This window comes from Micromonospora sp. NPDC050686, from assembly GCF_040654475.1.
GTDB lineage: Bacteria > Actinomycetota > Actinomycetes > Mycobacteriales > Micromonosporaceae > Micromonospora.
In genome coordinates this window covers 19,625-31,565 of sequence record NZ_JBFAID010000066.1, presented here as the reverse complement: position 1 = coordinate 31,565, position 11,941 = coordinate 19,625, and the positions used below count along the sequence as shown (strand labels likewise).

General features: G+C 70.0%; 10 protein-coding genes and 1 pseudogene. 7 read left to right on the top strand and 4 right to left on the bottom strand.

Going from position 1 to position 11,941, the window contains the following annotated elements; translation table 11 throughout:
- Nucleotides 1-1,083: 1,083 nt before the first annotated feature.
- Nucleotides 1,084-1,230 (top strand): annotated as a pseudogene (locus AB0H57_RS28885) (hypothetical protein); the annotation flags it as partial.
- A 612-nt stretch (nt 1,231-1,842) separates the two neighbouring features.
- On the opposite strand, the gene AB0H57_RS28880 reads toward AB0H57_RS28885, so the two are convergent.
- Complete coding sequence (locus AB0H57_RS28880) at nt 1,843-2,433, bottom strand: hypothetical protein (RefSeq protein ID WP_357511836.1); 591 nt, start codon at nt 2,431-2,433, stop codon at nt 1,843-1,845.
- An 11-nt stretch (nt 2,434-2,444) separates the two neighbouring features.
- Entirely contained in the window at nt 2,445-2,747 is a 303-nt protein-coding gene (locus tag AB0H57_RS28875; protein WP_357511834.1) for a sigma factor-like helix-turn-helix DNA-binding protein, read from the bottom strand.
- 409 nt (nt 2,748-3,156) lie between these two features.
- On the opposite strand from AB0H57_RS28875, the gene AB0H57_RS28870 reads away from it, so the two are divergent.
- The 5 genes from AB0H57_RS28870 to AB0H57_RS28850 all read left to right on the top strand — a co-directional run bounded on the left by AB0H57_RS28870 (nt 3,157) and on the right by AB0H57_RS28850 (nt 5,873).
- Complete coding sequence (locus AB0H57_RS28870; RefSeq protein ID WP_357511832.1) at nt 3,157-3,777, top strand: DUF4192 family protein; 621 nt, start codon at nt 3,157-3,159, stop codon at nt 3,775-3,777.
- A gap of 27 nt (nt 3,778-3,804) precedes the next feature.
- On the top strand, nt 3,805-4,224 hold the full coding sequence (locus tag AB0H57_RS28865) for a hypothetical protein (protein ID WP_357511830.1): 420 nt from the start codon (nt 3,805-3,807) through the stop codon (nt 4,222-4,224).
- Between the two features lie 73 nt (nt 4,225-4,297).
- The gene (locus AB0H57_RS28860; protein ID WP_357511828.1) at nt 4,298-4,822 is read left to right on the top strand and encodes a hypothetical protein; all 525 of its coding nucleotides are present in this window, start codon (nt 4,298-4,300) and stop codon (nt 4,820-4,822) included.
- Nucleotides 4,823-5,064: 242 nt separating this feature from the next.
- Entirely contained in the window at nt 5,065-5,400 is a 336-nt protein-coding gene (locus tag AB0H57_RS28855; protein ID WP_357511826.1) for a hypothetical protein, read from the top strand.
- Between the two features lie 80 nt (nt 5,401-5,480).
- Nucleotides 5,481-5,873 carry a nuclear transport factor 2 family protein gene (locus tag AB0H57_RS28850; RefSeq protein ID WP_357511838.1) on the top strand — a complete coding sequence of 131 codons (393 nt, stop codon included), beginning with the start codon at nt 5,481-5,483 and terminating at the stop codon, nt 5,871-5,873.
- An 892-nt stretch (nt 5,874-6,765) separates the two neighbouring features.
- On the opposite strand, the gene AB0H57_RS28845 is transcribed toward AB0H57_RS28850, so the two are convergent.
- Both AB0H57_RS28845 and AB0H57_RS28840 read right to left on the bottom strand, forming a co-directional pair.
- Nucleotides 6,766-8,589 (bottom strand): CocE/NonD family hydrolase, encoded by a 1,824-nt coding sequence (locus AB0H57_RS28845; protein WP_357511824.1) that lies wholly within the window; start codon nt 8,587-8,589, stop codon nt 6,766-6,768.
- Between the two features lie 385 nt (nt 8,590-8,974).
- On the bottom strand, nt 8,975-10,057 hold the full coding sequence (locus AB0H57_RS28840) for a hypothetical protein (protein ID WP_357511822.1): 1,083 nt from the start codon (nt 10,055-10,057) through the stop codon (nt 8,975-8,977).
- A gap of 686 nt (nt 10,058-10,743) precedes the next feature.
- Here AB0H57_RS28840 and AB0H57_RS28835 point away from each other — a divergent pair.
- The gene (locus AB0H57_RS28835) at nt 10,744-11,715 is read left to right on the top strand and encodes an NYN domain-containing protein (RefSeq protein WP_357511820.1); all 972 of its coding nucleotides are present in this window, start codon (nt 10,744-10,746) and stop codon (nt 11,713-11,715) included.
- Nucleotides 11,716-11,941: the final 226 nt, after the last annotated feature.

The window sequence follows — 11,941 nt, the reverse complement described above, 5'->3', positions numbered from 1 at the left end:
TCAACAGCAGTATTCAACGCTTCTCGATCCTGAACTCGCCCTGTCCGGCGGACTTGCTATGAGCCGCTGGCCTCAACTCACCCTGACAGACAGGGACGCGACAACGTCGACCCCGGAGAGCTCGACGTCACCGCAGCCGAATACCCGGGCCTCGACCGGTGACGACCACAGCCGACGTCTCTCGCCTTGATGTCCGCATCGCCCTGGCGACGCCACCGGCCCGTCATGGCAACGGGCCAGCGGCTGCCGTCGCGACAGCCCGCCGGCGGCTACCTCCTTACCGATCCGGTGCCCGGCCGCCTGTGGCCAGTGACATCTGATCCCAGAAGCCGGTCGGCGACTTGATCTAGGCGCAAAGTCGAGCGTCACTCATGCCGGCCGCCACCCCGGGCGTACCCGGCAGCGCACATCCCCACAGCGCTGGCCGGGGTGGCGGCCACCCAGGCCGACATCGCCCACGAAGGGGGCTACCGATGAACCAGCCGCACCGCCACCGCATACCCCCCACCGTCACTGACGTGCTGCTGTGGCTGCTCGCCACCGATGTCGCTTCCGCTCACCTCCCCCACGCCCACCATCCCGACCGCTGCGCCAACCTGCGCTGCGCCGGCCAGCCGTACCCGTGCTCGCCGGCACGCGACGCCCACCGCGCCTACCAGGCGGCGACCCGTCCCCGACCATTCGCACGCGGCCGGGCGCACGCCACTACCCCGGACACTGCCGCGCGGTACGCCGACTGGTTCCGGCCCGTACGGCCGCTGGCACCCCCACACCGGCTACTGCCGACACCGAGTGCCGCCTGACGGCTTGGCCACCGCACGCGGTGCCGTCAGGCGGGACACCGGCCCGTCGCCGAGCCCGCCACACGTCGCAGCGTTTCCCGCTTACCCGCCTGTAGGGCCTGTCGATGCCTCAACGCCGCCACCAAGCGCGGCTGCCAGGCCGCCGCAGGGACGAGCAGGGGAACTACTGCTCGGCCCGCTATGACGCACCTGCGACCGCCGCCCGTGAGCCGCACGCACGCTCCGAGTGGCGGGCCCCGCTCTGTGAAACACCGACAAGCATCGGAGATTCCGCCCCGCCATGAGCATTGAAGCTGTCTCCTGGGCGCTCAGTCATGCCCCCGACGTCCCACCACAGTGCCTCGCCGTCCTCATCGGCCTGGCCAACCACGCCGACGCCGCCGGTCGCGGCGCCTTCCCGTCCCAGGAACGCCTCGCCCACTACGCCCGCAAGACCGTGCGATCCGTACGCCGCGACCTGGACGATCTGGAACGCCTCGGCCTCATCCGCCGCGGGGACCAGCGCCAGACGGCGTTCCTGACCGCGGACCGCCGGCCCGTCGTCTGGAACCTCGCGACGCACCGCCGCCGCCCGCTGCCGGCCAGCCTCGACCCGTACACCGAACCGCAACACCCCACCGACGTCCACAACCCTGTGGATAACCGGGAGGACGTTCACGTCCCCCCGGTTGTCCACCGGCCGGACGCACACGTCCAGACGGCCGGACGTACACGTCGGAACGACCGGACGCACACGTCCGACGAGCCGTCCCTAACCATCCATAACCAAAAACGCGCGCGCCCACGAAGCGGCATCGCCTCACCGGCCGACGCCCGGGCTCGGCAATGTCCCCAGCACCGCGGATCGCCAGCGCACAACTGCGGGCCATGCCGGGCGGAGCGTCTCGGGCGAGGGGAAAACGACGGCCCGTGCCATGACCAGCACGTCACGGTTGGCAAGCTGCGCTCGGCTTCTACTCCGAGCGCCGCACCGTATGACCATCGACGCCCAGCAGGGCCGCCCGACTTCCCACGACAGGCCCGGGACGAAGGCGACGCGTCACCGTCGCGGCTTCGAGCAGAGGAGCTTGTCCTCCCAGGCGAGGCCGAAGGCGACGACCCCGGCACCCGGCTCGATCAATTCGATGACCAGCATCGAACCGGGCTTCATAGCCGCCGGGTTGATCACGATGACGGTGCCGTCGGGCTCGCGCTCCGTCGAGGGGAAGACCGCTTCCATGTTGCGCGGGGCCGGGATCGAATTGCACATCGTGCCATCGGTCGTGATCTTCGCCCGCACCCCGGCATCGGCGAGGGCCTTGCGCAGCGCGTCCGGGTCGGCGAGTTGCTTCCTCGACAGCGACAAGGCCAGGGTGCCGTTGGGGTTGCTGACCAACGAAAACGCGGCCGGATGCACGGGGGGCGTGGCGGTCGGCCGCTGCGCGGTCGGCGTCGCGCCCGGCCCCGACCCGGCGAGCGACGGCACGCCCACCGCCAGCCCGGCGGCGAGCGCCACCGCAGCCATGGTGGCGACGCCCGCCCGGCGCCGGCGGCGCGCATTGCCCGCGGCGACGATCTCCTCCGCCGGCCGCTGCATGTCCAGGCCGGACAGCCCGTTCGACACCGCACTCAGTACGTCTTCGTCTCGCACGCTCATTCTCCTCATCTGCTGGTAGGGGCGAGTTGGCCGCGCAGCGACGCGACGGCCCGCGAGAGGTGGGCGGCGACAGTTCCCGCGGCGATGCCGAGCACCGCAGCGGTAGCACGGGTGTCCAGGTCGAGGAAGACCCGCAACGCGACCACCTCGCGTTGTCGGACGGGCAGCTGCCGCAACGCCGCCATCAGCGTCGCGTCCACGCCGCCCGGGTCCCGGTCGACCACCACGTCGTGCACGTCGGCCAGGGCGACCTCCCGGCGCCGTCGCCGCCACGCCGACACCCTCGCGTTCAGGGCGGTACGGACCACCCATCCCTTCGGGGCCGGGGCCGGCTGACCTTCCGCCAGGACATCCAGGCCCTGGTGAAAGCCTCCGCCACCAGGTCCTCGGCGCCCTGACGATCACCGGTCGCCGCCACCACCGCCTTCAGGCAGGCGGCGCGGTGGACCTGGTAGAACTCTGCGAACTGTGCATGCTCACGTCCCACATGCCGTACACGCATCAGAGCGCCGGCGCACTTACCGTCCAGCCGAATTCGGCGAAGAATTTTCCGCCGTGCGAGCGGCAGCCGAGGGTGCAACCGCCGCTTACGGGTCGTAGTTGACCGTGAGGTTCCCGGTGGTCGGGCTGGACTGGCAGGTGAGCACGCACCGGGCGATCCCTCGTCGGACTCCAGCGCGCAGTTGCGGCCCATGGTCACCTCACCCTCGGACCACCTTGGCCTTGCTGGCCGAGCAGACCCCGCCCTCCGCCAGCCCTGGTCGACGCCGGGATTGGCTACGTGCACCAGGTCAGAGGCGAGGCCCCCTCCCACTCGGTCGACGTCCGTCCCGAGATGATCGCCTACTTCGGCCTGGGGCCACGACCCAGCCCGGCTGCCGCAGGAAGCCGTTCAGCCTGACCGATCACGTCCCGGCCACCGGCCGCACCGCGCCGCAGACCATCGGCTGGCGTGAAGGATCCAAGGGCCCGCTCGCCCGCTACGCCGACGAGCAGACCCTCACCGACGACGAACTGGCCTGGCTCACCGTCCTGCTCCCCGCCCCGGCGATCCGCGACGCCGCCTGGCGGGCCACCGACGACCAGCCCTGGCACACCGCCATGTGGGCCGACATCACCCGCCCGGCCCACCCGCCGCTCGCCGCCCCACCAGCCAGCCTGCTCGCCTTCGCCGCTTGGCGCCGCGGCGAAGGCGCCCTCGCCTCCGTCGCCGTCGACCGCGCCCTGGCCGCCAACCCCGGCTACCCCCTCGCCCGGCTCATCGACCAGGCCCTACGCGCCGGGCTTCCCCCGTCCGTCCTCGACGGCTGGCCCCACCCCGACCAGCCCACCCACTAACCCGCACCCCACCCGCTGGAGACATCCATGTCCGAACCGCACCTCGACGTCGTATGTCGACTGCTGCACGACCAGGGCTACTCCTTCGACCCCGATCAGCTCGCCGACGCCTGCGCCCACCATCCCGACGAGATCTGCGCGCTGCTCGCCGCGGCGGGCACCATCGCCGCCACCAGCGCGCAGATCACCGCCCTGACCGACGCCGCGAACCTGCTCCACAACGTCCACGGCAGCAGCGGCACCGACACCGCGCTGTCCCGACGCGAACGGCTCGACCGGATCACCCACACCCTCACCAGGGCCCTTGCCCAGCACGACAAGGCCACCGCCGCCCTCCGACGCACCGCCGAGGCCCTCATCCACACCCACACCGCCCTGATCTCCATCCCCGATCGCGGCAACCCCGTCGCCGACCCGCCAGCCGCCGCCGCCGACCCCAGGCCCTGACCAGCACACCCGCACCCCGCCATCCACACGGACGGCGGGGTGCCTGCCCTACCGACCACGGAGGCAATCCCAGATGAGCGAACCAACGGCGATGCCCACCGCCCCGCCCCCGACCCTCGAATCCGTCCTGCACAACGCCTGGGACGCCTTCCACCCAGGCCAGCCCGCCCCGCTGGGATGGCTCACCCACACCAGCACCCAGATCCAGGCCTACCTGCGAGACCACCACACCTGCCCGCAGCGGCCGACCGAAGCCACAGAATCGACGGCGCAGTTCCGCAACCAGGTGTGGCACGCGCTACGCGACGCGGTCGGCGAACACGACATCGACGTCGACGCGGCCAACAAGATCCTGGACGCCGTCGGCCTGCCGCTGCTTCCCCGCCGCTGGCAGGTTCGCCTCACCCTGTCCGTACTCGCCGAGGTCACGGCCGCCAGCAGCGAGGACGCCTTCGACACCGCCGAAGCCGCCGTCGAGGCCGCCCTCGCCGGTGCCGAACTCGAGGCACGCATCGAGTGGAACGGCAGCGAACGTGACAACGCCGACCCCGGCGACTTCGACCCCGCCGCACCCGGACACCCCTGGCCCGGCTCATAACCACCACCGCATGGCCTGCTGCCGCCACGACGGCCCGCCTTCTCATTCACCGCGACGACAACCTCATACATGCAGGCCGATCAACCGATCAACAGAGGTAGTGGGCCGACGACTTGATCGATGCGGAAAGTCGAGCGCCACTGTGTCCGGTCGCCACGCCGGCGTACCCGACAGCGGCATCCCCGTACCGCTGGCCGGCGTGGCGACCACCCGAACCGTCGCCGTCCACGCGAGGTTGACAGATGACGCAGCCGCACCGCTACGCCGTACCCCGAAATGTCACCGACGTCCTGCTGTGGCTGCTCGCCACCGACGTCGCCGCCGCCCACCTGCCCGACCCGCACCAGCCCGGCCGGTGCGCCAACCTGCGCTGCGCAGGCGAGGCGTACCCGTGCCCGCCGGCACGCGACGCCCACCGCGCCTGCCGCGCGGCCACCCTGACCGGCGTGTTCGCCCGTGGCCGGGCGCGTGTCGCCGCTCCGGCCGTCGCCGTGGCGGCGCGGTTCGCCGGCTGGTTCCGGCCCACCCGCCCGGTTCCACCGCCGCAGCGGCCGATGCCACTGCCGCGCGCCGCCTGACAACCGGCTCGGCACGGGCCACGCCCTCGTGCTCTGCGGGCAGCCGCTGATCGGCTGCCCGTCGAGACACGACGGCGGGCATCCGGTCGTGCCGGGCCGGACACAACGGAACCGCCCCGCGTGCCGCGCTGGCTTACTACGAGGCGTGGACTAGCAAGGACCTGGACTCAGCCATGTCCTACATCGCCGACGGCATGGTGTGCGACGCGCCGGCCGGGCGGATCGACGGCGCAGTGGCGTACGGCGAGTTCGTGGCCCCGTTCGTCCAGATCCTGCTCAACGTAAAGCTGATCGCGGCGTTCGGCGACGAGAAGACCGCGGTGGTCGTGTACGACACCGCGACCATACCGGTGCCGAACGCGCCGGCCGCAGAATGCGTCACGGTCGAGGACGGAAAGATCACTTGCAGTCGGTTCATCTTCGATCGCGCGCCGTTCCAGGCCGCCCGCCAGCAGCCCCCGGCGTCGGCCTAGGGCACCCTCGGTTCCGCCACGGCGACGGCCGCGAACGTCATCCCGGACCAGATGCCCAGACATGTGAAGGCGGCACGGCCGTCGCTGCGGCGCGCAGTTGCGCAGCTGTTGGAAGCCGGCCAAGGCCGAAGTGGGGACGGCTAGGCAGTCCACCACCGCACGCTGGTCCTAGAGCAGCAGGCTACTCATGCCGCCGACCGTGCGCGCCCTCTCTCAACTCGGTTCCCGCGAGCTGAGACGCGAAAGGCTGCCGTGCTCACGGCCTTCGCGCGCGAGCGTGGGCTGTACCGAGCATGAGCAGGGACTGTCAACGCGAATCGCCCAGGCTCCGGTGACTATGCGGAGATCATCCGCGTTACGCGTATCCCGAGGGGATGGATGGCGATGTCCAATCGCAGCGGCCCTTGGCTCGGCCGAGGTCCGAGGCGCCGGCCGTGCCTTCCGTACCGTCCAAACATGACCGTGCTGCGGCAGGTGTTGTCACCGCCGCTGCTACCCCAGTCAGCACACGTGGTACGGCCGGCGGCGTCGGTGATGGGGACCTCGATCGGACACGCATGGTCTCCGGCCTCGTCGGGCCACCACGTGTCGAGGCGAGGAGACGTTCGCGCTGGGTGATATCCCGCTGCTCGTCCCGACTGGTGACACGGATACTGGAGACGAGATCGTCGCGCACCAGCACAGAGGCGTGTTCGTGCTGCCCCGGCATGACAACCAAGTCGTCCCTTGTGGTCCGATGCTCATGGACGTGCTCGACCACTATGAGCCAGACACCAGGTGGCAAGGGATCCAACCACCGCTACGCGGCAGCCTCTCCTGACACTGGCGAGAGGATATCCGGAGGTGTCAGGACCAGCGCACGCCAGGGCGTGCGCTGGTCCTGAACCGCTGCTCAGAGTCGGAATGTCGGCGTGCCCGGCTCCGGGAAGGTGCGCGTGTACGCCTTGATGTAGCTGTCGAGGAACGGCGAGCGCTTCCCCGCGGTCGGCACGTCGTCCGCGGTGCTCTCCGTCGACAGCCGCAGGATGGCGCCGGTCACTCTGATCGTGGCGCCCGACGGCGTGTCCCGCCAGCTCCCGGTCGTGATCGAGCCGATCTCGACCGCGAGCCGGTGCCCGGCCTGCAGCGTCCAGTCGGTCGACTTGAGGTCGAACCCGACCCGGCCCTTCTTGACCAGCGACACGTTCTCGTCGAACATCACCGCCGTGCCGTCGGGCGCGACGTCCCACACCTTGACCATGACGTTGCCCGCCGCATGGGCCGTGAGCTCGACGCGCGGCGTGGCGGTCAGCCGCGTCTCCTGCCGCACGACGTCGGACCACACGAGGTAGCTCGACGCCGGCTTCGCGGAGGCCGCGTCGGACGACGCCGACGGCGAGGCCGCCTTGCGCGTCGCCCCGAGCCCCTCGAGCCTCGGGGCGCTCTCCATGTCCCACTGCCCGTTGCTCTTCGGGAGGGCGAGCGTGGACGGCGACGACGCGTACGGCACGCCGGCGGCGCCGCCGTCGTCGACGTAGGTGCCGTTGCCGAGCGCCACGGTGATGCGGCGGTCGGGGGTCGGCCAGGTCGGCTCGGCCCGCCACTCGCCGAGGTTGTCCTCGATCGAGTAAGTGGGGTACGTCGTCGTCGGCTCCTCGCCCTTGAGGTACTGGTCGTAGAAGCTCATCACCTCGTCGAACCAACCCTCGCGGCCCATCGCCAGGCGTCCGTCGGACACGCGGTCGTTGCCGCGCACGTGGTCCCACTGGCCCAGCCAGCCGCGCTCGGGGCCGACGTGGTTCTTGAGGAACTCCTCCATCCCCTCGGGCTTGGTGTTGTTCTCGATGAAGCCCGCCGTGACGAACAGCGGAGTCGTCGTACCATTGGCCTTGGCTGCCATGTCGCGCGCCTGCCAGAAGGGGGCGTTCGGGTCCGGCTCGTAGTTGTCCGCGATGTTCTTGCTGAGGCACTCGGGGTGCGACTTCTCGTACCGGGCGTTGGCCTGGTAGCGCGAGGTGTCGTCGGCCAGCGGCTCCAGCGTGGCGATGTTGTTGTAGGACCTCGGCGTGCCGGTGGCGTTCGAGCGCGGCACCCCGTTGGAGAACAGGTAGTTGTACCCGGTCCAGATCGACTCCTGCGCCACGACCGCCTTGAGCTGCGGCATCTTGAGGTTGTTGCCCATCAGACCGGTGGCGCCATCGTACGACTTGCCGTACATGCCGACGTTGCCGTTCGACCACGGCTGCGAGGCCGACCACTCGATGGCCGCGCGGACGTCGTTCTGCTCGCCCGGGCCCTTGTTGTCGAGGCAGCCGGTGGACCCGCCGAACCCGCGCAGGTCGACCATGACGTACGTGAAGCCCTTGTCGAAGAGGTCGGCGCCCTCGAGGAAGTCGTTGAAGCGTGCCGACGGCCCGGTGTGGGTGAAGCCCTCGGGCCCGGTCTGCCCGGCGTGGCCGAAGTAGGGCCCGACGGAGAGGATGACGGGCGTCTTCGCGCCCGCCGGCAGTCCCTCGGGCCGCAGCACGTCGGCGTGCAGCTCGACTCCGTCCGTCGACGGGAAGTAGTGTTCCGTCCAGACCGAGCCCTCCGGGACCCGGTCGTTATCCTCGTGGGTGATCCCCTCCGGTGGGGCCTCCGCCGCCGTCGCGGGGGCCGCCGCCGCGACCCCTCCCGTGAAGACGCTCGCGGTCAGCAGCACGCCGAGCGCCGCCGCCGTCGTCGTCCGTCTCTGCATCGATGTCTCCTCGTCGTCCGTGATGGGTGACTCTGGGTGACGCGTGGTGCAGCGGGCCGCGGGCCGCGGGCCCGAAGATCGGATGCTAGGGGCAACGGAACCACCCTGTCGAGAGGGCCGGTGGCGGATCCCGCGACGGTGTTGGCCGGCTTCCATCGCGAGCGGCAGCGAATACGCAGGTACGCGGCTCCGCCCGCGAGCAGGTCCAGCAGGACCTAGCTTCCGCACCGGCCGCGGGGCCGGCCGGTAACAGCGAATGAGGGGCCACCCGCCCCTAGCACGCGCTTCAGGTCGGCCTGGGCCTTTTGGATAGTCGTGGCCAATCAAATAGGGGACGGCGGCGATGCCGTTGAAAGACCGAGGCGAGGATGACAGGTCCTTGGACCTAGGAGGCTCTGATCGCGAGCTGGTGGATCGGTGGGAGCTCCACACCGACGCCGCGGACCCGTCCGGTCGAGGCGTCCACGGCGAACAACTGCCCGTGCTCACCCGCGACGAACAGCCACCTCCCATCGGGCGACCAGGCCAGCCCTGCACCGCCACCGGGCTGGTCGACGGGCACCTCGAGCCGGCGGTCAGCGCCGGAGACGAGATCGAGCAGATGGAGCGAGTTCAACCCGTCCGGCCCGCGTTCGAAAAGCGCCGCGGCGCCCCCACCGGGTGCAATCACACCGGGCGAGGGGTAGCCCAGGCCCAGGCTGATGCCGACGTCGAGGGCTCGTCGTACGCCGGTGTTGCGATCGATGGCGATGACGGCGCAGCGATGCCGTTCGTCGCATTCTCGGACCAGCCAGCTGGTGGGGCCCACGGCCAGCAGGGCACCAGTCGTTATCCGGCGCATACCATCCGGTCTGGCGAGGTAGAAGCCGTCGATGCCCTGCAACACCAGGTGCCCTGTCCCGTCCGACCGCGGAAAGTCATTGGTGTCCGACGGCATCCGAACCGACCGCCCGACCGGCCGGCCATCAGGACGTGCGAGCACCATCGTCGCGGTCACGCCGGAACCGGCCGCCACCCACAGGGTCGCCGGGTCGGGGCCGGGTAGGGCGGGCCCGGAGCGGCCCAGCACTCCGGCCAGGGCACGTGCGGGCCGGCCATCCGGGATGAGAAAGCCGGGCACGAAATCCAGCGGCCGCACGACCGCCCAGTCGCGGCCGACCACGAAATACACAGGGCCGGAGCTGTTCAACGCCGGCACAGGAGTATGCGTGACACGGCCACGGGCGAACTGGATCCGGACCACCTCGGTGTCGGCGCGGGCGAACAGCTCCCAGCCTCCGGTGACGCCCAGCAACGGGTGGCCCAGGTCGGAGACCATCGGCTCGGGCGGGCTCGCGTCGAAGGTCGGCGGGCCGGTCCGCAGCGTTGCGGCGGCTGTTGTGGACGGACCCGGCGACGGCGAAGCGGAGCCGGCACCACCGGCCCTGTCCCGAAGGGCCAGCGCACCGACGACGACGGTGACCACCACCAGCGGTACCAGCCAACGCGGCCAGGACCGTCCCGGCCCATGCCCACCGGCCGAGCCGCCGAATTCCACAACGTCCGGACTCTCCATGACATCTAGACACGCGCGGCTGCTTCGAGGTTCCGCCGGCTCCGACGTATTGGGCGTTGGCATGATCGAGGCAGCGTTCCGGATGGTTTTGCAGGGGCGAGCGGCCGAGGTCGAATCGCTACCGTGGTTGCCGGGACACGGGAAGGGGCCGCAACCGGACGGTGGGAGTTCAGCCAGACCCGGCACGCCGAGCCTGCCCGGCGAGGAGATCCGCGCTAGCTATGCTGACCGACGTCGTCGATACTCACGGCGTGATCAACAAAGATCCTCACGCCCCGTGGCTGACGCGCGTTCCTCACCCAGCCGATAGGCCCGAAAGGAGCCGCCGATAGCGCCGCAACGTTCCGCGCGATCAGGCCCTCCCGCTCGGCTTGGCCCAACGCCTTCCGCAACACCGTGCGCATGATGCGGATGCAGCCGGGCATCCAGATCTGCCGCCGATGGTGCGTCCCGGATAGCGACTGTGGTGCTGCGGCGTAGGGTGCGCCTCAGACGGAAGGGTTCGCGTTCGGCGCTGACGGCGACTCATGGTCGGCAAAGTGGTGGCCGGCCGTCCGCGGTCGATCATGGTTGGTGGCATCCTGTGAACCATGAGGTCTATGTGCTCCCTCTATGTGGATGTCGGTTACCTGCTCAGTTCGGCGGCTGTCCGGGTGACCGGGACGTCGCTGCGCGGCGGGGTTCACGTCGACTACGCGCCGCTGCTTGACGCGCTTGTTCGGCAGGCCGAGAGGATGTCGGAGCTGTCAGTGCTGCGGGTGCACTGGTACGACTCAGCTAAGGACGGCGTGCCCGATCCCCAGCAGCAGCGCATCGGCGAGTTGCCCAAGGTCAAGTTGCGGCTCGGTCGGTTCGGCATGGACGGCCAGCAGAAGGGCGTCGACCTGCGTATTGGGCTTGACCTCGTGACGCACGCGCGCAACGGAGCCGCCGACGTCTTCATCCTCGTCTCAGGCGACGACGATCTGACCGAGGCTGTCGAGGAGGCCCAAGTTCACGGCGTACAGGTCATCCTGCTCGCTGTTCCCAACACGGAGAACAAGCCCCACGGCATCAGCCGGCATCTGATTCGGGCGGCCGACGGGTTTGAAATCCTGCCTCCGGAGACCGTTGATCAGACGGTGGCGAAGGTCGAAATGCCGCCGCTGCCGATGCCACCGGCGCCGCAGCCGGTGGCGGTCGCGCCGCCAGTCGGGCAACCGCAGGTCAAGGCTACGCCCATGGACCTCGCCGGGCTGGGACATCCAGGTGCGCTCCGTCCGCCGTCGTCTGTGCTCGTCTACAGCGCGGCCACCGGCCGCGAGCCGCAGGTCACGACGGAGTATGAGGACCCCGCCGAACTTGCCGAACAAATCGATTCGGTGGTCATCAACGTCCTGACGGCATTCCGCAAGTCCGCCACTGCGGAGGCGCTGGCGGAACTCGAGGCTGGGAAGCCATCGATCCCACGCGACATCGACAAGGCATTGCTGACCGATTTGTCCGACCGCCGTGGCGAATTTGACTTGAGTGAACAGGTGCGGCACAAGCTTCGGGCGCAGTTCTGGAAAAAGTATGACGAGGCGCAGTGACGCCGGTTCAGGTGGTGGTTAGCACCTTGGCCGAGAGGAACCCGTCGACCCTCTCGATTACTCACAGACTACGTTCGGTAGCCGAGAGCAGCGACAGTCCGCCCGTGGTGGGCCAGTTATCGCCGTCCCGGTGGAGCCCATTGCGTCGCGCCTGTGTTGGCGAGCCCGTCGGTCTCGCCCGTCACAGCCACAAGGCCGTGATCCGGCCCGGCCCTGCCGGTTGATC